The sequence below is a fragment of the Micromonospora sp. CNZ309 genome, assembly GCF_002846525.1.
The window spans coordinates 3,821,422-3,840,082 of sequence record NZ_PJNG01000001.1 but is presented as its reverse complement, the minus strand read 5'-3'; the positions used below and the strand labels follow the sequence as shown (position 1 = coordinate 3,840,082).

The 18,661-nt window shown below is 72.2% G+C and carries 18 protein-coding genes; 8 read left to right on the top strand and 10 right to left on the bottom strand.

The annotated features are described in order from the left end of the window. The first annotated feature begins 55 nt into the window (after window positions 1-55). The 4 genes from xylA to CLT72_RS15785 all read left to right on the top strand — a co-directional run bounded on the left by xylA (window position 56) and on the right by CLT72_RS15785 (window position 5,338). Window positions 56-1,243, top strand: coding sequence for a xylose isomerase (gene xylA, locus CLT72_RS15800; protein WP_101412505.1), 1,188 nt, complete (start codon window positions 56-58; stop codon window positions 1,241-1,243). Between the two features lie 12 nt (window positions 1,244-1,255). Further along, on the top strand, window positions 1,256-2,707 hold the full coding sequence (xylB, locus tag CLT72_RS15795) for a xylulokinase (RefSeq protein WP_101412504.1): 1,452 nt from the start codon (window positions 1,256-1,258) through the stop codon (window positions 2,705-2,707). A gap of 40 nt (window positions 2,708-2,747) precedes the next feature. Continuing rightward, complete coding sequence (locus CLT72_RS15790; RefSeq protein ID WP_250100519.1) at window positions 2,748-3,851, top strand: DUF5925 domain-containing protein; 1,104 nt, start codon at window positions 2,748-2,750, stop codon at window positions 3,849-3,851. Window positions 3,852-3,913: 62 nt separating this feature from the next. Beyond that, a complete protein-coding gene (locus tag CLT72_RS15785) occupies window positions 3,914-5,338 on the top strand; it encodes an MFS transporter (RefSeq protein WP_101412503.1) in 1,425 nt (474 codons plus the stop codon). Between the two features lie 78 nt (window positions 5,339-5,416). Here the strand turns inward: CLT72_RS15785 and CLT72_RS15780 are convergent, their stop codons facing one another. From CLT72_RS15780 to CLT72_RS15760, 5 genes are all read right to left on the bottom strand, one after another. Further along, complete coding sequence (locus CLT72_RS15780; protein WP_101412502.1) at window positions 5,417-7,093, bottom strand: glycoside hydrolase family 13 protein; 1,677 nt, start codon at window positions 7,091-7,093, stop codon at window positions 5,417-5,419. A gap of 60 nt (window positions 7,094-7,153) precedes the next feature. Continuing rightward, window positions 7,154-8,200 (bottom strand): LacI family DNA-binding transcriptional regulator, encoded by a 1,047-nt coding sequence (locus tag CLT72_RS15775; protein ID WP_101412501.1) that lies wholly within the window; start codon window positions 8,198-8,200, stop codon window positions 7,154-7,156. A gap of 60 nt (window positions 8,201-8,260) precedes the next feature. Beyond that, on the bottom strand, window positions 8,261-9,229 hold the full coding sequence (locus CLT72_RS15770; RefSeq protein WP_101412500.1) for a carbohydrate ABC transporter permease: 969 nt from the start codon (window positions 9,227-9,229) through the stop codon (window positions 8,261-8,263). A 1-nt stretch (window position 9,230) separates the two neighbouring features. Beyond that, complete coding sequence (locus CLT72_RS15765; protein ID WP_101412499.1) at window positions 9,231-10,280, bottom strand: carbohydrate ABC transporter permease; 1,050 nt, start codon at window positions 10,278-10,280, stop codon at window positions 9,231-9,233. 68 nt (window positions 10,281-10,348) lie between these two features. Then, a complete protein-coding gene (locus tag CLT72_RS15760) occupies window positions 10,349-11,689 on the bottom strand; it encodes an ABC transporter substrate-binding protein (protein WP_101412498.1) in 1,341 nt (446 codons plus the stop codon). 247 nt (window positions 11,690-11,936) lie between these two features. On the opposite strand from CLT72_RS15760, the gene CLT72_RS15755 reads away from it, so the two are divergent. After that, entirely contained in the window at window positions 11,937-12,713 is a 777-nt protein-coding gene (locus CLT72_RS15755; protein WP_101412497.1) for a peptidoglycan DD-metalloendopeptidase family protein, read from the top strand. A gap of 55 nt (window positions 12,714-12,768) precedes the next feature. On the opposite strand, the gene CLT72_RS15750 is transcribed toward CLT72_RS15755, so the two are convergent. The 5 genes from CLT72_RS15750 to CLT72_RS15735 form a co-directional block, all read right to left on the bottom strand. Then, window positions 12,769-13,263: a TspO/MBR family protein gene (locus CLT72_RS15750; protein ID WP_101412496.1), complete on the bottom strand. Its 495-nt coding sequence runs from the start codon at window positions 13,261-13,263 to the stop codon at window positions 12,769-12,771. 158 nt (window positions 13,264-13,421) lie between these two features. Next, window positions 13,422-13,565: a GPGG-motif small membrane protein gene (locus tag CLT72_RS32315; RefSeq protein ID WP_165947907.1), complete on the bottom strand. Its 144-nt coding sequence runs from the start codon at window positions 13,563-13,565 to the stop codon at window positions 13,422-13,424. Further along, window positions 13,556-14,332, bottom strand: a complete 777-nt coding sequence (locus tag CLT72_RS15745; protein WP_101412495.1) for a metallophosphoesterase family protein — start codon at window positions 14,330-14,332, stop codon at window positions 13,556-13,558. Before CLT72_RS15745 ends, CLT72_RS32315 begins: the two co-directional genes overlap by 10 nt. 9 nt (window positions 14,333-14,341) lie before the next feature. Then, window positions 14,342-14,617 carry a hypothetical protein gene (locus CLT72_RS15740; RefSeq protein ID WP_088998725.1) on the bottom strand — a complete coding sequence of 92 codons (276 nt, stop codon included), beginning with the start codon at window positions 14,615-14,617 and terminating at the stop codon, window positions 14,342-14,344. Beyond that, on the bottom strand, window positions 14,614-15,252 hold the full coding sequence (locus CLT72_RS15735) for a nucleotidyltransferase family protein (protein WP_101415195.1): 639 nt from the start codon (window positions 15,250-15,252) through the stop codon (window positions 14,614-14,616). Before CLT72_RS15735 ends, CLT72_RS15740 begins: the two co-directional genes overlap by 4 nt. 102 nt (window positions 15,253-15,354) lie before the next feature. Between CLT72_RS15735 and CLT72_RS15730 the strand changes: the two genes are divergently transcribed. The 3 genes from CLT72_RS15730 (at window position 15,355) to murQ (ending at window position 18,297) form a co-directional block, all read left to right on the top strand. Continuing rightward, window positions 15,355-16,116 carry a dTMP kinase gene (locus tag CLT72_RS15730; RefSeq protein ID WP_101412494.1) on the top strand — a complete coding sequence of 254 codons (762 nt, stop codon included), beginning with the start codon at window positions 15,355-15,357 and terminating at the stop codon, window positions 16,114-16,116. 313 nt (window positions 16,117-16,429) lie between these two features. Continuing rightward, a complete protein-coding gene (locus tag CLT72_RS15725) occupies window positions 16,430-17,344 on the top strand; it encodes a MurR/RpiR family transcriptional regulator (protein ID WP_101412493.1) in 915 nt (304 codons plus the stop codon). Beyond that, complete coding sequence (gene murQ, locus CLT72_RS15720) at window positions 17,341-18,297, top strand: N-acetylmuramic acid 6-phosphate etherase (RefSeq protein WP_101412492.1); 957 nt, start codon at window positions 17,341-17,343, stop codon at window positions 18,295-18,297. The genes CLT72_RS15725 and murQ overlap by 4 nt, the downstream gene beginning before the upstream one ends. Window positions 18,298-18,661: the final 364 nt, after the last annotated feature.

Sequence of the window (18,661 nt, the reverse complement as noted above, 5' to 3'; positions counted from 1 at the left end):
CGGCCAAATAATTCAACCACTGAACAAATAGCGGACGACACCCCGGAGGTCTGCCATGGCACCCCGTCCCACTCCCGCCGACAAGTTCTCCTTCGGCCTCTGGACGGTGGGCTGGCAGGGCCGCGACCCGTTCGGCGACGCCAGCCGGCCCGAGCTGGACCCGGTCGAGGCGGTGCACCGGCTCGCCGAACTGGGCGCGTACGGGATCACGCTGCACGACGACGACCTGATCCCCTTCGGCGCGGACGCCGCCACCCGCGACCGGCACGTGGCCCGCTTCCGCAAGGCGCTCGACGAGACCGGCCTGGTGGTTCCCATGGTGACCACCAACCTCTTCACCCACCCCGTCTTCAAGGACGGCGGCTTCACCAGCAACGACCGCGACGTGCGGCGCTACGCGCTGCGCAAGGTGCTGCGCAACGTCGACCTCGCCGCGGAGCTGGGCGCCCGCACCTTCGTGATGTGGGGCGGCCGGGAGGGCGCCGAGTACGACCTCGCCAAGGACGTGCGCGCCGCCCTGGACCGCTACCGCGAGGCCGTCGACGTGCTCTGTCAGTACGTCGTCGACTCCGGCTACGACCTGCGCTTCGCCCTCGAACCCAAGCCCAACGAGCCGCGCGGCGACATCCTCCTGCCCACCGTCGGGCACGCCCTGGCCTTCATCTCCACCCTGGCCCGCCCCGAGCTGGTCGGGCTCAACCCGGAGGTGGGGCACGAGCAGATGGCGGGCCTGAACTTCGCCCACGGCATCGCCCAGGCGCTCTGGCAGGGCAAGCTGTTCCACATCGACCTCAACGGCCAGCGCGGCGTCAAGTACGACCAGGACCTCGTCTTCGGCCACGGCGACCTGCTGAACGCGTTCGCCCTCGTCGACCTGCTGGAGCACGGCGGCCCCGGCGGCGGGCCCGCGTACGACGGCCCGAGGCACTTCGACTACAAGCCCTCGCGCACCGAGGACCTGACCGGTGTCTGGGCGTCGGCGGAGGCGAACATGCGCACCTACCTGCTGCTCAAGGAGCGGGCGGCGGCGTTCCGGGCCGACCCGGAGGTCGCCGAGGCGCTGGCCGCCAGCCGGGTCGCCGACCTGGGCACGTCGACGCTGGCGCCGGGGGAGGGCTACGCCGACCTGCTCGCCGACCGGTCCGCGTTCGAGGAGTTCGACGTCGACGTGGCCGCCGCGAAGGGCTTCGGCTTCGTCCGGCTCAACCAGCTCGCCGTCGAGCACCTGCTCGGCGCCCGCTGAGGGCCGCCGGCGATGCCGATCGTCGCGGGGGTCGACTCCTCGACCCAGTCCTGCAAGGTCGTCGTCCGGGACGCGGAGACCGGGGCGCTGCTGCGGCAGGGCCGCGCGCCGCACCCGGACGGCACCGAGGTCGACCCGGCGGCGTGGTGGTCCGCGCTGGGCGCGGCGGTCGACGCCGCCGGCGGGCTGGCCGACGTGGCGGCGGTCTCCGTCGCCGGCCAGCAGCACGGCATGGTCTGCCTCGACGAGGCGGGCGAGGTGGTCCGGCCGGCGCTGCTGTGGAACGACACGCGTTCCGCCGGTGCCGCCGCCGAGCTGGTCGAGGAGGCCGGCGGCGGGGAGACCGGGCGCCGGTTCTGGGCCGACGCGGTGGGCAGCGTGCCGGTGGCGAGCTTCACCGCCACGAAGCTGCGCTGGCTGGCCCGGCACGAGCCGGAGCGCGCCGCCCGGGTGGCGGCGGTCTGCCTGCCGCACGACTGGCTGACCTGGCGGCTGGCCGGCGCGCCCGACCTGGCGGCGCTGCGCACCGACCGGGGCGACGCCAGCGGCACCGGCTACTGGTCCCCGGGCACCGGCGACTACCGGCTCGACCTGCTGGAGCGGGCGTTCGGCCGGCGGCCGCACGTGCCGGCGGTGCTCGGTCCGGCGGAGCCGGCCGGCGCCGTACGCCCCGACGTCCTGTCGGGGCTGCCCGCCGGTGGGGCGGTGCTCGGCCCCGGCACCGGGGACAATGCCGCCGCCGCGCTGGGCGTCGGCGCGGGCCCGGGCGACGTGGTCCTCTCGGTCGGCACCTCCGGCACCGTGTCCAGCGTCGCCGACGCCCCGGCCGCCGACCCGAGCGGCACGGTAGCCGGCTTCGCCGACGCCACCGGCCGCTTCCTGCCCCTGGTCTGCACGCTCAACGCGGCCCGGGTGCTCGACGCCGCCGCGGCGATGCTCCGGGTCGACCTGGACGAGCTGGCCGGGCTGGCGCTCTCCGCCCCCGCCGGCGCGGACGGGCTGGTCATGGTGCCCTATCTGGAGGGCGAGCGGACACCCGACCAGCCGCTGGCGTCCGGTGCCCTGCACGGGCTGACCCTGCGCACCTCGACGGCGGCCCACCTGGCGCGCGCCGCCGTGGAGGGGATGCTCTGCGCCCTCGCCGACGGCCTCGACGCGCTCACCGCCCAGGGCGCCACGGTCCGCCGGGTGATCCTCGTGGGCGGCGGAGCCCGGTCGGTGGCCGTGCGCCGGATCGCACCGCAGGTCCTCGGGGTGCCGGTGGTCGTCCCGCCCCCCGGCGAGTACGTCGCCGACGGTGCCGCCCGCCAGGCCGCCTGGGTCGCCCTGGGCGGCGCGGCACCCCCCGCGTGGTCCGTCGCGGGCACCGAGGAGTACGCGGACGCCCCCGTCCCCGCCGTTCGGGAGCGGTACGCCGCCGCCCGGGAACACTTCCTCGACCGGATCGACGCCGTGGCGGGGTAAACGGCTGTACGGGCGCGCGCCGGCTCGCGATCATCGACGGATGCGGACCACCCCCGAAACGGACGCGGCACCCGGCACCGGCATCCCCTCGATGCTCCAGTACGACGACGCGGACACCCCCTGCGACGTCATCGACGCGCTGGTCCTGGCTGACTTCGTCACCGGCCGCCACCCGTGGTCGCACACCGTCCGGCTCTCCCGGGTGCGCCCCGACGCGCCGCTGACCGCCCCGGACGGGCGACTGCTCCGCACGGCCGTGGAGAACCGCCAGCTGTCCCGCCTGCTGGCCGGCAACGGCTGGACGGCCCGGGTGGTCACCTGGAAGGGACGCGGCGCCGAGGTGACGGTCACGGCGGTGTCCGAGGAGGTGGGCCGGCCGGCTCTCGACCGGATCGTCGACGGCGCCGCCGAACCGGAGGACCCGGGCGCCGGCCGGATCGGCTTCTGGCACCAGAACCCCCGCCGGGGCAGCCAGCGCGACGTACGGTCCATCGCCGCGCCGGACTGGGCGGCGATCCGGCCGAACTACACCGCGACGGCCCGCGAGGCGCTCGACGCGCTGATGGCGACCACCCCGGAGCGTCTCTCCGGCCGGCTGGTGCTGCTGCACGGGGCGCCGGGGACGGGAAAGACCACCGCGCTGCGCGCCCTCGCCCGGCAGTGGCGCGACTGGTGCCAGGTCGACGCCGTACTCGACCCGGACGTGCTCTTCGCGGACACGGCGTACCTGTCCGAGGTGGCGGTCGGGGACGAGGACGGCGAGCAGGGCACGGGCCGCCGGTGGCGGCTGCTCATCCTGGAGGACTGCGACGAGCTGATCCGGGGCGAGGCGAAGCAGGCCGCCGGGCAGGCCCTGTCCCGGCTGCTGAACCTCACCGACGGGCTGCTCGGGCAGGGGCGCGACGTGCTCGTCGCCATCACCACGAACGAGGACCTGTCCCGGCTGCATCCGGCGGTGGTCCGCCCGGGGCGCTGCCTGGCCCGGATCGAGGTGGGCCCGCTGTCGTACGAGGAGGCGGCCGGTTGGCTGGGCACCTCGGCGCAGGTGCCGTCGCGGGGCGCCACCCTCGCCGAGTTGTACGCGCTGCGGGCGGGCACGCCGGTCACGCCCGCCGCCGCGCCCGCGATCGGCGGCTACCTCTGAGGGCTCGGGCGCGCCCGCGCGTCGTCACCCGCTCGTGACCTGATCCTGGTTGGCTGCCGAACATGACCTTGACCAGGGGCGGGCCGGCGCGGGCCCGGGGCGGCACGCCGGCGCACCGGTTCTACAGCGTCGTGGTCTTCGTGCTGCTCGCCTCGCTGGACAACGTGGCGATCGGCCTGGTCCCCCCGCTGTACGGGCCCATCTCCGACGCCTTCGACGTACCGCAGCGGCTGCTCGGCCTGGTCACCGCCGTGAGCTTCCTCGCCAGCGCCGTGGCCGCCGTCGGCTGGGCGTACGTCGGTGACCGCGCGAACCGCAAGCCGCTGTTGATGGTCGGCACCCTCATCTGGGCGCTCGGCACGGGCGGCAGCGCGCTCGCGGCGAACTATCCGGCCTTCCTGGCGGCGCAGATCCTGGCGGCGGTCGGCCTGGGCGCGGTCGGTTCGGTCGGGTTCTCGGTCGTCACCGACCTGATCTCGCCCCGCCGCCGGGGGCTGGTGATGAGCTTCTGGGGGCTGTCCCAGGGCGTCGGCACGCTCGCCGGCACGCTGGTCGGCGGGCTGCTCGGGGCCGCCGACTGGCGGCGGCCGTTCCTGCTGCTGACGGTGGTCGGCGTCGCGGCCACCGTCGCCTACCTGTTCACGTACGACATCCGGCGCGGGCAGAGCGAGCCGGAGTTGGCCGACGCGCTGGCCACCGGCGCCGAGTACGACTACCGGATCAGCCGGGCGGACCTGCCGAGGATCCTGAGCCGGCGGACGAACCGCTGGCTGGTCCTCCAGGGCCTCACCGCCCAGGCGGCGTTCGGGTCGCTGGTCTGGCTGCCGGTGCTCTTCGCCGAGCGGGCCGAGGACCAGGGCTACTCCGCCGCCACCGCCGTGATCGTGGGCAGCGTCTTCGCCACCCTGTTCCAGCTCGGCGGGGTGCTCTCCATCGTGGGCGGGCTGGTCGGCGACGCGCTGCAACGGCGTACGCCCCGGGGCCGGGCGCTGGTCGCGGCGGTGGGCATCCTCGCGGCGCTGCCGTTCTACCTGGTGCTCTTCTTCGTGCCGATCCGCATCGACGTGCCCGACGGAGCCGGCACGGGAGCGGTCGTCCGGGCGGTGCTGGGCAGCGTGGTCACCGAGCCGACGGTCGGGCTGAGCCTGCTCACCGCCGTGGTGGCCCTGGCGCTGACCTCGGCCAACTCGCCGAACTGGTTCGCCCTGATCGCCGACGTCAACCCGCCCGAGCACCGGGGCACCGTCTACAGCCTCGGCAACCTGGTCAACGGCGTCGGCCGGGCGGCCGGCAACGGGCTGGTCGGGGTGGCCTTCCACGGGCTGCGGGCGGCCTTCCCGCCGCCGCTGAACTACGCCGTCGGGCTGGCGGCCTTCCAGCTCTTCTTCATCCCGACGGGCGTCATGTACTGGCTGGCCTCACGGACCTCGCCGGACGACATCGCCGCCGTCCGCGACCTGCTGCACGAGCGCGCCGAGCGCCTGTAGGCGTACGGGCCGGGCCGACCGGGCCACGGGGAGGGTCCCCCGGGCAGCGTGTGGCGCTGCCCGGGGACCCCTGCCGCGTCAGGCCGGGCGGACCCAGACCGTCACGTCGGTCCCGACGGCGCCGTCGTCGTCCAGCGGGGCGCTGGCGTGCACCAGCTCGGACCCGGCGGGCAGCGGCACGGGGGCGTCGCCGAAGTTGGTCAGCACGGTCAGCCCGCCGTTGCGGAACGAGAGCACCTCGTCGCCGGAGGCGAGCCACTCCAGCGGGCCCTCGCCGAGCCGGTGCTCGCGGCGCAGCCGCAGCGCCGTGCGGTACAGCTCGTACGTCGAGCCGGGCGTGTCCCGCTGCCGGTCCAGGGCGTACTCCGCCCAGCTAGACGGCTGCGGCAGCCAGCTCGCGTCGGTCGGCCCGAAGCCGTACGACGGCGCGTCGGCCTCCCACGGGATCGGCACCCGGCAGCCGTCCCGGCCCCGCTCGGTGTGGCCGCTGCGCGTCCAGGTCGGGTCCTGCCGGGCCTCGTCGGGCATCGTGGTGTGCTCCGGCAGGCCCAGCTCCTCGCCCTGGTAGAGGTAGGCCGTGCCGGGCAGGGCGAGCATCAGCAGGGTGGCCGCCCGGGCCCGGCGCAGGCCGAGCGCGGCGTCGGGCTGCGGGTCGCCGGCACCGATGCCGTTGGGCCGCTTGACGCCGATCGGCAGCCCCAGCCGGGAGGCGTGCCGCACCACGTCGTGGTTGGAGAGCACCCAGGTGGTCGGGGCGCCGACGGCGTCCGTGGCCTCCAACGAGCGGGTGACGACCGCGTACTGGGCCGGCGCGGTCCAGGAGGCGAGCAGGTACTCGAAGTTGAACGCCTGGTGCATCTCGTCGGGGCGGACGTAGCGGGCCAGCCGCTCGGCCGGCTCGACCCACGCCTCGGCGACGAGGATCCGCTCGTCCGGGTAGCCGTCCAGCAGGCGCCGCCACTCGCGGTAGATCTCGTGCACGCCGTCCTGGTCCCACATCGGTGGGCGCGGCTTGTCGACCTCCTGGCCGGAGAGGATCTCCTGCGGCTCCTGCCAGTCGGCGAGGTCGGCCTGCTTGATCAGGCCGTGCGCCACGTCGACGCGGAAGCCGTCGACACCGCGGTCCAGCCAGAACCGCAGCACGTCCAGGAACTCCTCCCGCACCTGCGGGTTGTCCCAGTTGAGGTCGGGCTGGCCGGAGTCGAACAGGTGCAGGTACCACTGGCCGGGGCGGCCGTCGGCCTCGGTGACGCGGGTCCAGGCCGGCCCGCCGAAGACGCTCTGCCAGTCGTTCGGCGGCTGCGCGCCGTCCGGGCCGAGGCCGTCGCGGAAGACGTAGCGGTCGCGCTCCGGACTGCCGGGGGCGGCGGCGAGCGCGGCGGCGAACCACCGGTGTGCCGACGAGGTGTGGTTGGGCACCAGGTCGACGATGACCCGCAGGCCCCGCGAGTGCGCCTCGCCGATCAGCCGGTCGGCGTCGGCGAGGGTGCCGAAGAGCGGGTCCACGTCCCGGTAGTCGGCCACGTCGTACCCGGCGTCGGCCTGCGGCGACGGGTAGAACGGCGACAGCCAGAGCGCGTCCACGCCCAGTTCCACGAGGTGGTCCAGGCGGGCGGTGATGCCGGGCAGGTCACCGATGCCGTCGCCGTCGGAGTCGGCGAACGAGCGCGGGTAGACCTGGTAGATGGTGGCCCTGGTCCACCAACCGGTGGCGGGGCCGGCGGGCGTGTCCTGGTGCGTCGGGTTGCTGTTCAGGGCCTTCTCCCGTGTGTCGAGCCGGACGGTCGGGCGCTGCCGGGCGGCGGCGGTTTCCCGTTAGTGTGCCCGCGGTGCCGCCGTCGATTCACGCACGATCAGGCGAGTGGGCAGGATCACCGGTTCCCCGGGCGTGTCGAGGTAGGGGCCGCCCCACGACGACCGGGCCCCGCCGTGCAGCGGGTCGAGCAGGATCCGGGCCGCGAGGCGACCCTGTTCCGCCGCGGGCTGGGCGATCGTGCTGAGCCCGAGGACGCTGGCCAGGTCGTGGTCGTCGACGCCGATCACGCTGACGTCCTGCGGCACCCGCAGGCCGGCGTCGCGCAGCGCGGTCATCGCTCCCATCGCCATCTCGTCGCACGCCGCGAAGATCGCCGTCGGCGGGTCGCCGCGCCGCAGCAGCTCCTCGGTGGCCCGCGTGCCGCCGCTGATGGTGAACTGCGACTCGACGTCGAGGCAGGGGTCCGGTTCGATCCCGGCGGCGGCGAGCGCCTCCCGGTAGCCGCGCCGGCGGTCGAGGTGGGTGGTGTAGGCCAGCTCGTCGTCGGGATCGCCGGAGATGTGCGCGATCCTGCGGTGGCCCAGGTCGAGCAGGTGCCGGGTGGCGGTGCGCGCGACGCCCACGTCGTCGATGCGTACGCAGGGCCAGTCGGGCACCACCGTGCCGGAGCTGATGGTCACCCCGGGCAGCTTCAGCTTCGTCAGGGCGGTCAGGTCGGCTGGCCGCAGCGGCGTGGCGACCAGCATGATCGCGTCGACCCGCTTGTGCAGGTTGGCGGTGCGCAGCACCCGCTGGCGCACCTGCTCGCGCCCGCCGAGGTTGTAGAGCAGCAGGTCGTAGCCCGCCTGCTGGAGGAGGTCCTCGACCGCCTCCACGACGGTGCCGAAGAACCACCGGGTGATGCGGGGGACCACGACGGCGACGGTGCCGGTGCGTCCGCCGGCCAGCCGCGAGGCGCTCGGCGAGACGGCGTACTCCAGTTGCTCGGCCGCCGCGAGCACCCGGCGCCGGGTCGCGGCCGAGACCGTCGGCAGCCCCCGCAGCGCCCGGGACACGGTGGCGGTGGAGACCCCGGCCAGGCGTGCGACATCGTCGATCTTCGTCACGGACCCCCCCGCTCCGCCCAGCTCCGCCGCCGCCGGGTCACCGGCGGCGGCGGAGACGCCTCAGCCCTTGACGCTGCCGGCGAGCAGGCCGCGCACGAAGTAGCGCTGGAGGGACAGGAAGACGATCAGCGGTACGACGATCGAGACGAACGCGCCGGCGGTGAGCCGCTGCCACTCGTTGCCCCGGGTGCCGGCCATCTCGGCCAGCCGGACGGTGAGCGGGGCGGTCTCGTTGCCGCCACCGGCGAAGATCAGCGCGACCAGCAGGTCGTTCCAGACCCAGAGGAACTGGAAGATGCCGAACGCGGCCAGCGCGGGGGTGATCAGCGGCAGCACGATGCTGCGGAAGATCTTCGGGTGGGTGGCCCCGTCGACCCGGGCGGCCTCCATCAGGTCACCCGGGAGCTGCGAGATGAAGTTGTGCAGCAGGAAGACGGCGAACGGCAGCGCGAAGCAGGTGTGCGCGAACCACACCTGCGCGAACTTCTGTTCGTCGACCAGGTCCCAGGCCGGCATGACGGTGACCCCGCCGATGGTGACGCCGGTGGAGAAGAACTTCAGCAGTGGCACCAGGGCCATCTGGAGCGGCACGATCTGCAACGCGAAGATCGCGATGTACATCCAGTCCCGACCCCGGAAGTTGATCCAGGCGAGCGCGTACGCGGCCAGGGCCGCGAAGGCGAGCGGGAAGAGCACCGAGGGGATGGTGATCGCCAGCGAGTTGATGAAGTAGCTGGCGAGCTGCCCGGACGACGAGGACCGGCCGAACAGCACCTCCTGGTAGTTCTCCAGGGTGAACGACGGGTTGGTGAAGAAGGTCCACCACCCGCTGGACTTGATCTCGTCCTCCGGCCGCACCGAGGAGATGAAGAGGCCGAAGGTGGGGATGGTCCAGAGCACCGCGATGACGATCGAGACGAGGGTCGCGGTACGGCTGTTGAGCCGCTTGCGGACCCGTCCGGCAGCGCTGGGGCCCCGGCCACCGGTCTTCTGGGTGCCGGCGGCGACGGTGGGCGTTGCGGTGGTCATCTCAGCCCTCCCGCTGCTGACGGATGTTGCGGATCTGGTAGATCACGATCGGGATCACCAGGACGAACAGGAAGACCGCCAGGGCCGAGCCCTGCCCGTTCTGGCCGTACCGGAACGCCTGGTTGTACATCTCGTTGGCGATCACGCTGGTGTCGTAGTTGCCGTTCGTGCCGGTCCGGACGATGTCGAAGACCTTGAGGGTGGCGATCGACAGCGTCACCACGACCACGATCAGCGCCGGCCGGATGCTCGGCATGGTGATCCGCCAGAACATCTGCCAGGGGGTGACCCCGTCGAGGCGGGCCGCCTCCACGATGTCGGCCGGGATCGCCTTGATCGCGGCGGAGAGCACCACCATCGCGAAACCGGCCTGGATCCAGACCATGATCACGATCAGCAGCAGCGTGTTCAGTGGCGAGTCCAGCAGCCACTGCTTCGGTTCGCCGCCGAGGCTGACCACGATCTGGTTCAGCAGGCCGATCTGCTCCTGCCCGTCGCCCCGGTAGGCGTAGACGAACTTCCAGATGATGCTCGCGCCGACGAAGGAGATCGCCATCGGCAGGAAGATCAGTGACTTGGCCACCGCCTCGAACCGGGCCTTGTCCACCATCACGGCGTAGAGCAGACCGAACGAGGTGGCCACCAGCGGCACGAGGAGCACCCAGATCAAGGTGTTGATCAACACCCGGACGATGGAGTCCTCGGAGAACATCCAGCCGTAGTTGCGCAGCCCAACCCAGTCGTTGCTGTTCGCGTCCATGAACGACAGCAACGTGGTGCGGATGGCCGGGACCACCAGCCCGATGGTGAGCAGCAGCAGCGTCGGCAGCAGGAAGAATAGCGCGAACACGCCCTCGCGCGGCTTGCGTCGGCGGGGGAGCGGGGCGCCGCTCGCGGAGGCGGCAATGATCTGCTCCTCCCGGCGGCGGGCGAACCAGGCCGGCACCACGTCGAGGAGCAGGAGCAGACCGCCCACCACCGCGACGAAAGCGATCAGCCCGTACATCAGCATGAGGAACTTCGGCTGTTCCTCAGCGAAGTCGAACTCCATCGACCCTCCCAGGTCTCTGATCAGCCGGTGGGCCGGTCCGCGTACGCGGACCGGCCCACCGGTTCAGATCACTTCCAGCTGCCCTCGATGCCGTCGAGGACCGTCTTGGTGTCCTTGCCGTTGATCCACTGCACCATGCCCTTCCAGAACGTCCCGGAGCCGACGGCCGCCGGCATCAGGTCCGAGCCGTCGAAGCGGAAGACGGTGGACTTGTCCTGGAGGATCTGGACGGAGAGCTTGTCGATCGGGTTGGCGACGTTGGCCAGGTCGAGCTTGTTGTTGGCCGACACCCAGTCGCCGATCTTGGCGCGGCTGTTGGCGTACTCACCGGACGCGAGGTAGGTCTGCACGGCCTGGACCTCGGGGCGGTCGTTGAAGGCCGCGACGAACTCGCCGCCACCCAGCACCGGCTTGCCCTTGCTGGCGTCGATCGCCGGGAAGTAGAAGGCGAAGACGTCGCCGTCCTCGGCCACCTTGGTGCCCTGCGGCCACTGGTTGGCGTAGAAGGACGCCTGGCGGTGCAGCGCGCACTTGCCCGTGGTGATCGGCACGCCGGCCTCCTGGAAGGAGGTGGTGGCGATGCTCTTCACGCCGCCGAAGCCGCCGTTGACGTACTTCTCGTTCTTGAGGATGGTGCCGGCCTTGTCGAGGGCCTCGGCGACCTTCGGGTCGTTGAACGGGATGCCGTGGCTCGTCCACTGGTCGTAGACCTCGGGGGTCTGCGTCCGCAGCATCAGGTCCTCGATCCAGTCGGTGGCCGGCCAACCGGTGGCCTCACCCGACTCGATGCCGACGCACCACGGCTTGGTGCCGGTGCCCGCGATCTGGTCGCTGAGCTTGATCAGCTCGTCCCAGCTGGTCGGGACGGTCCAGCCCTTCTCCTTGAAGGTCTTCGGCGAGTACCACACGAAGGACTTCACGTTGGAGCCGAGCGGGGCGCCGTAGAACTGGCCGTTGACGGTGCTGTACTTCAGCCAGTCGGCCGGGTAGTTCTCCTCGGCCATCTTCTTGGTGTCGGCGCCGACCGGCTTGAGCTTGCCCGAGTCGACGAAGCGCTTGAGCAGGCCCGGCTGCGGGATGAACGCCAGGTCGGGGGCGTTGCCGCCGTCGACCCGGACGTTGAGCTGCGCCTCGAACTCGCCACTGCCCTCGTGGTCGATCTCGATGCCGGTGCAGTCCTCGAACTGCTTCCAGGACTCCGCGAGGCGGTCGGCCTCGATGTCCCGGATCGACGAGTAGATCGTGACCTTCTTGCCGTCGTTGTCGCCGTACTTCTCGTATGCGGCGCACTCCGCGGAGCCCGCGGTGTCGCTCTTCTTGTCGTCGCCGGTGCCGCAGGCCGTGGCGCTCAGCGCCAGCCCCAGTACGCCGGCGATCGCGAAAGCCTGGCGTGATCTGGCAAACGCCATGCCGTTCTCCTTCCTTGCCGGCGCGTCAGGGATCGAACCCGCGCCGGTCCGATGGGCGTCACCACATGTAAGCGCTTGCATCTGGCCTGGTCCACCCCTAACCGGACACGAGGAAGTAACAATCCGGAAACCCGTAGTCCCCCTGGTGGGCGCGCTCCCACACGGGAATTCGACCCCTTTCCATCGATGTCATTTTCTGACACGCTGAAGGCAGCTGATCGAAGGATTTCGACATAGGAGGTGTTGGATGGGCAAGCGGTGGTTGGGCCTGCTGGCGGCCGGTCTGCTGGCGGTGGGCGCGCTGGTCGTCCCGGCGGCCCCGGCGATGGCCGCCCCCACGTTCAAGGTGCCGTTCCCGTGCGGGCAGTCCTGGTCCGGGCAGACGCGCACCGGCCACAGCCCGGCGTACGCGGTGGACTTCAACCGCACCGACGACCTCGGCGACCCGGTGGTGGCGAGCGCCTCGGGCACGGTGGACATCGTTCGTGACCTCGGCGGCACCAGTTACGGAAAGTACGTCCGGATCAACCACGGCGGCGGGTACACCACCTACTACGCCCACCTCACCGGCTTCAACGTCTCCGTGGGGCAGACCGTCGGCTACGGCAAGGTGATCGGCTGGGTCGGCAGCACCGGCGGCTCCACCGGCCCGCACCTGCACTACGAGCAGCGGCTCAACGGCGCCGACATCAAGGTGCGGTTCAACGGCGCGCTCGCCTACTACTGGGGCACGAAGACCTACACCAGCGACAACGGCTGCGCCAGCAGCACCGGCTCCGGCACGGTCAACACCAACGGCACCGCGCTGACCGTCCGCTCCGGCCCGGGCACCGGCTACACCGCGGTGGGCACCGTCGCGGACGGCGCGCGGGTGACCATCTACTGCCAGACCAGCGGCACCAGCGTCACCGGCACCTACGGCACCAGCACCATCTGGGACCGGATCGGCTCCGGCCGCTACATCGCCGACGCGTACGTCTACACGGGCTACGACGGCTACATCCCCGGCGTGCCCCGCTGCTGAGCGGGTGATGGGGCCCCGGCTGCACGCCGGGGCCCCGTGCCGTCGTCGGGTCGGCTCAGCTGTTCAGGCGCCAGATGGCGAAGTTCAGCGCGGCGGCGAAGGTGACCCAGGCCCAGTAGGGGAGCATCAGCAGCGTCGCCGGGCGGGACACCCGGCGGAAGAGCGCGACCGTCACGCCGATGGCCACCCACATCAGCAGGATCTCGACGAACGCCAGCCCGTAGCGGCCGGCGCCGAAGAAGAGCGGGGTCCAGATCGCGTTGAGCACCAACTGGGCGATCCACGCCCAGAGGGCCGGGCCGAAGCCGACCCGCCGCCAGACCAGCCAGCCGGCCACCGCGATCATCGCGTAGAGCAGGCTCCAGACCGGCCCGAAGAGCCAGGACGGCGGCGCCCAGGCGGGCTGTTCGAGGCCCGCGTACTCGGTCGAGGTGCCCTGCACGCCGAGCCCGCCGATCGCCGCGGCGACGAAGACCGCCGCCCCGAAGCCGAGCAGTGCCCACCACTGCCGGGCGCCGCCGGTCCGTTCAGCGCTCCGAGACGTCTCCATGGCCGAGATATCTCCGCAAAGTGAGGGCGGTAAACCCGCCGTCACCCTCCGGACGGCACGACACCGGGGTCGTCATGGCCGGAGGCTCCTGTCGGGAGGACGGAGTTCCGGGCACGACGACCCCGGTGGGTCCTGAACGGCGGCCTGTAGCCGCCTCGTCAATTGAAGATGCTCACACCACCCGGCCCGACGAGCAGGCCGACCACGATGAGGACGACGCCCCACAGGATCTGCCGCCGGAACAGCGCGAGGATGCCGGCGACCACGAGTACGACTGCGAGAATCCAGAGAATCAGCTCCATGTTTGCTGAATACCCGAGCTACCGACGCCGGAAACCTGTGCCTGATCGAGGTGGTCGCCCAGGTGGAAGACGCTGTACGCCTGCTTGATCACGGGGTGGGCGACGTTGCGGACGCGTACCCCGCCGGGCGTGGTGCCCCGCTCGGTGCCGGCGTGCGCGTGCCCGTGCAGGGCCAGCGCGGTCGGCGCCGAGTCGATCGCCTGCCCGAGCTGGTAAGAGCCCAGGAACGGATAGATCTCCAGCGGCTCACCGGCCAGCGTGTCCGGCACCGGCGAATAGTGGGTCAGCGCCACCAGCACGTCGCAGTCCAGCCCCCGCAGCGCGGCGGACAGGGCGTCCGCGCTCTGGGTGGTGGTCCGGACGAAGGCCTTCATTTCCGGTTCGCCGAAGTCGCTGGCGCAGCGGCCGGCGAACCCACCACCGAACCCCTTCACCCCGGCCACGCCCAGCCGGCCGCCGGCGCAGTCGAGCACGACGCCGTCGCCCTCCAGTACGGTGATCCCGGCGTCCTCGAGCACCTTGACCACCTGCGGTACCTGGTCGCACTGGTGGTCGTGGTTGCCGAGCACCGTCACCACCGGCACGCCGAGCCCGCCGAACTCGGTGGCGACGCAGCGGGCCTCCGCCTCGGTGCCGTGCCGCGTCAGGTCGCCGGCGAGCAACAGCACGTCGGCGTGCTCAGGCAGCTCGTCCAGTGCCGGCCGGAACCGGCCGACGACGTCCTCGTCCAGATGCACGTCGCCCACGGCGGCGATCCGGATCACCATGGAACCTCCTCAGGGCAGTTGCTCGATCTCCGTGGGCGCCTGCGCGCGGATCACCCCGATGTCGCTGGTGATCGGCACGTCCGGGAAGCGTTCGGCGACCCGGCGCAGGATCTCCTCCCGACGGTGCGGGCTCTCGACCTCGCCGTAGAGCATCAGGCCGCGCTCCCGGCGGACCACGGTGATTCCCTGTTCGGCCACGTCCGGGTCCTCGGTGAGCAGGCGGTGGACCTCGGCCTCGACGTACTCGTCGGGCGGTCCGGTGGCGACGTCGCGGTGCTCGGTCACGGTGTCCCCTCTCCCTCGCCGGTGCCGGAGTGCGGCACCACCTCCAGCCGGTCCAACAGCACCAGGAACGCCTCCGCGTACGGTGAGTGCTGCGTCTCCTTGCGTACCCGTTCCCAGTCGATCTGCTCCCGCAGCGAACGGGCCAGCGGCAGACCCCGGGCGAAGTCGCAGTAGTGCTGCGAGAAGCTCAGCAGTTTGTGCACCATGAGCTGGGTGGCCGAGAGCACCGGCATGTGGATCGCGTCGACGGGTCGTACGACCGTGTCGGCGAACGTCTCCTCGGTCACCGGGGTCTCGATCGGCCGGTGGATCAGGTCCACCATGCGGCCGTCGTCGAAGACCTTGACCAGCCAGTCCTCGGGCGGCCGTTCGGCGGTGAAGCCCGCCCCGACCAGCGCCTCCAGGGAGCGCTCCACGTCGACCTCGCGGATCAGGAAGTCGACGTCGTGGTCACTGGAGTGACCGCCGTGGGCGTACACCGCGAAGCTGCCCCCGAGCGCGAAGGGAATCTCTTCCTGCTTGAGCACGGCGGCGACCTTCTTCAGCGTGTGCACCAGGCTCTCGTCCCCGCGCTCTGCCATTGGCGTCTCCCGTCGATGGTGGTGGGCGGCTGATCCAATACCGGTACCCGGCATCCCCGCGGCCCACACCTGGCAGGCGGGGCGGTGGGGGTCAACCGGGAGGACACAGCACAAAACTCCCGGGTACGCGAGCGCGGGTCGGATAGTCTGTGCAGGGTGTCCAGATCACCGGAGGCACGGCGCGGCAGGGCCCGATTGCGCGCCGTAGCCCTGATCGGCATCGACGGCTCGGGCAAGACCACCCAGGCGCACCGGCTCGCCGACGCGCTGACCGCGGCGGGTTGCCCCGCCACCTACCACCGCAACGCCGGCGGGCGGCGCTGGCTGGGACGCCTCGCGCACCGTCTCGGCCGCCCCGATGCCCAGCGGCTCGTGGGGCGCAACGGCATGCTGGCGGTGGAGTCCGTGCTCCGCTGGCTGGCGATCGCTGTCGCCCTGCTCACTTGCCTGGCCACCGGCCGGGTCGCGGTCATGGACCGCTACTCCGCCTGCCAGTACGCGAGCATCCGGGCGCACGGGGGGCAGCGCTGGGAGCGGCTGGCCCGGGCCGGCTACCGGATGTTCCCGCGACCGCAGGTGACCTTCCTGCTGACCGTCGATCCCGCCGAGGCGTACCGGCGGATCGAGCAGCGCGGCACCGACCACGAGAGCATGCGCTACCTGACCGACGCGGACACCGCCTACCGGACGCTGCCGGAGTACCCCACCTTCGTGGTGGTCGACGCCGGGCGCCCGCCGGAGGAGGTCTCCCGGCAGATCCAGGCCCACATGGCCGGTTGGCTGGCGTCCGCCGACGACCGCGACGACCGGCCGGCCGAGGGGCGCGACGGCTGGCCGGCCGGCCGTGGGAGTCGACCCGCCGTGGTGCCCGTCCCGCCGGGGGCGGAACCGGTCGCGATCGCCCGGCTGACCGTCTGAACCGGCGCGGGCGCGGCGGGACGGCCTGAACGCGGTCGGCCGTCCGGGCCGGTCGCGGGCGGTGCGCGGGCGACGGCTGCCCGACGGGTCCCGTCGGGTGCCCGGGGCATCGGGCGCGGCCGTGAGGTGGCATCGTCTGCACCAGGAGAGGGAGGATCGGTGGCCCGCAGCCCTCGCGTGGGTCGCGCCGGGAGGGGCCACCGTTCGTGGGAATGGCACCGACGGGCAAAACGGCACGTCCGGGCGGGCGGTACTTTTCCCAATACGCCCAGTCATGGTTGACGCTCACGCCTCGTGAAAGTAAGTTTCATCCGTGGCGAAGAGTCCGAAGATTTCTGCGAGTCACGAGCCGGGTGGGCTGATCGTCCACATCAGCGGCCTGCTCCCCTCGTTGTCGCCGGCCGAGCAGCGGGTCGCCCGGCTGGTGGTCTCCGACCCGGCCGACGCCGCGCGTCGGACGATCACCGACCTCGCCACCGCCGCGGAGACATCCGAGGCGACCGTCATCCGCTTCTGCCGGTCGGTCGGCATGGACGGCTACCCGCAGCTGCGGATCCGGCTCGCCGCCGAGGCCGCCCGCCGGGTCGAGCCGCCGGACGCCCGGGTCGTCGGCGGCGACATCCCGCCCGGCGCCGACCTCGCCCAGATCATCGCGACCATCGCCTTCAACGACGCGCGGGCCGTCGAGGAGACGGCCGAGCAGCTCGACCCGGCGATCTGCGAGCAGGTCGTCGACGCCATCGCGGGGGCCAGCCGGATCGACGTCTACGGGGCGGGCGCCAGCGGGTTCGTCGCCTCGGACTTCCAGCAGAAGCTGCACCGCATCGGCCGCACCGCCTTCTACTTCCCCGACGTGCACACCGCGCTGACGTCGGCCGCGCTGCTCGGGCGCGGCGACGTCGCCGTCGGCATCTCGCACACCGGCACCACCTCGGACGTGATCGAGGTGCTGGAGCAGGCGCGGGCCCGGGGAGCGTCCACGGTGGCGCTCACCAACTTCCCCCGGTCGCCGATCACCGAGGTGGCCGACTTCGTGCTCACCACGGCCGCCCGCGAGACGACCTACCGCTCCGGTGCGATGGCGAGCCGGCTGGCCCAGCTCACCGTCGTCGACTGCCTCTTCGTGGGGGTGGCCGCGCGCAACCGGTCCCGGGCCAGGAAGGCCCTCGAAGCGACAGCCGAGGCGGTCCGGTCACACCGGATCGGCCCGGGACGGAGGCGGGCATGACGGCGGGCGCGGTGGAACCCCACGAGGTGACGGCTCCGATGACGGCGCGGCCGGTGATCCGGGTCGGCGCGCCGACCGAGCGGCGCAACCCGCTCAGCGCGGACCTCGACCTCATGTCGACCCGCGATGTGCTCACGGTGATCAACGAGGCGGACCGGCGGGTGCCCGGCGCCGTCGCCGCCGTCCTCGACGAGATCGCCGCGACGGTGGACCTGGCGGTGACCGCCCTGCGCGGCGGGCACCGGGTGCACTACTTCGGCGCCGGCACCTCCGGCCGGCTCGGCGTGCTCGACGCCGCCGAACTCGCACCCACCTTCAACTCGCCCCGGCACTGGTTCTGCGCGCACATCGCCGGCGGGCCGGAGGCCATGTGGCGGGCGGTGGAGGACGCCGAGGACGACGACCGGGGCGGCGCGGCCGAGGCCGCCGACTGCGTACGGTCGGGGGACCTGGTGGTCGGACTCGCCGCCAGCGGACGCACACCGTACGTCCTGGGGGCGCTCGCCGCGGCGAGCGCCAAGGGGGCCTCGACCGTGCTGCTCTGCGCCAACCCGGAGGCGGAGGCCGCCCGGTCGGTGGACGTCTTCATCGGGGTGGACACCGGGCCGGAGGTCGTCACCGGGTCGACCCGGATGAAGGCGGGCACCGCGCAGAAGCTGGTGCTGAACACGTTCTCCACGGCAGTGATGGTCCGACTGGGCCGGGTCTACTCGAACCTCATGATCGACATGGTCGCCACCAACGCCAAGCTGCGGGGTCGGATGATCTCGATCCTGATCGAGGCCACCGGCTGCTCGGAGGAGATCTGCCGGCGGGCCCTCGTCGAGGCCGACGGCGACATGAAGGTGGCGCTGGTCTCGCTCGTCTCCGGGGTGGAGGTGTCCGCCGCGCGGGCCGCCCTGGCCCGCTCCGCCGACCAGGTCCGCGGCGCCCTGGCCCTGCTCGCCTCCTGATCCCGCCCCACCGCCCGCCCGGCCCCTTCCTGCGATCCCCGTCACGCGGGGGCATGCGATGGCGCGGCGGATTGTTCACCGGGGGGTGGGGTATTACCACGGGCGTGGATGAACCGAGCCGTCCACCGCTGCGTGTCTGGCAGTGACCAGGATCGCAGCGCGACGGTGACCCGGGTCGCTGCGTCTCCGGCCGGGGCGGTGCTGCCATGGATCGGGAGACGACGACACGTCGATCCGCCGCCCCTGGTGTAGTGCCCGCGAGAGCCGCCGCATGGGGTGCTGACAGCAAACATGGACCGCGCTCTCAGCGGATTATCAGGCATTCGTGACAGTTTCGACTCACGACATGGAATCCCCGACACGT

What these genes read in the sequence shown, in the direction of transcription:
- xylA (WP_101412505.1), top strand. Translation starts at nt 56, where the DNA reads ATGGCACCCCGTCCCACTCCCGCCGACAAGTTCTCCTTCGGCCTCTGG.
- xylB (WP_101412504.1), top strand. Translation starts at nt 1,256, where the DNA reads ATGCCGATCGTCGCGGGGGTCGACTCCTCGACCCAGTCCTGCAAGGTC.
- CLT72_RS15790 (WP_250100519.1), top strand. Translation starts at nt 2,748, where the DNA reads ATGCGGACCACCCCCGAAACGGACGCGGCACCCGGCACCGGCATCCCC.
- CLT72_RS15785 (WP_101412503.1), top strand. Translation starts at nt 3,914, where the DNA reads ATGACCTTGACCAGGGGCGGGCCGGCGCGGGCCCGGGGCGGCACGCCG.
- CLT72_RS15770 (WP_101412500.1), bottom strand. Translation starts at nt 9,229, where the DNA reads ATGACCACCGCAACGCCCACCGTCGCCGCCGGCACCCAGAAGACCGGT.
- CLT72_RS15765 (WP_101412499.1), bottom strand. Translation starts at nt 10,280, where the DNA reads ATGGAGTTCGACTTCGCTGAGGAACAGCCGAAGTTCCTCATGCTGATG.
- CLT72_RS15760 (WP_101412498.1), bottom strand. Translation starts at nt 11,689, where the DNA reads ATGGCGTTTGCCAGATCACGCCAGGCTTTCGCGATCGCCGGCGTACTG.
- CLT72_RS15755 (WP_101412497.1), top strand. Translation starts at nt 11,937, where the DNA reads ATGGGCAAGCGGTGGTTGGGCCTGCTGGCGGCCGGTCTGCTGGCGGTG.
- CLT72_RS15750 (WP_101412496.1), bottom strand. Translation starts at nt 13,263, where the DNA reads ATGGAGACGTCTCGGAGCGCTGAACGGACCGGCGGCGCCCGGCAGTGG.
- CLT72_RS32315 (WP_165947907.1), bottom strand. Translation starts at nt 13,565, where the DNA reads ATGGAGCTGATTCTCTGGATTCTCGCAGTCGTACTCGTGGTCGCCGGC.
- CLT72_RS15745 (WP_101412495.1), bottom strand. Translation starts at nt 14,332, where the DNA reads ATGGTGATCCGGATCGCCGCCGTGGGCGACGTGCATCTGGACGAGGAC.
- CLT72_RS15735 (WP_101415195.1), bottom strand. Translation starts at nt 15,252, where the DNA reads ATGCCGGGTACCGGTATTGGATCAGCCGCCCACCACCATCGACGGGAG.
- murQ (WP_101412492.1), top strand. Translation starts at nt 17,341, where the DNA reads ATGACGGCGGGCGCGGTGGAACCCCACGAGGTGACGGCTCCGATGACG.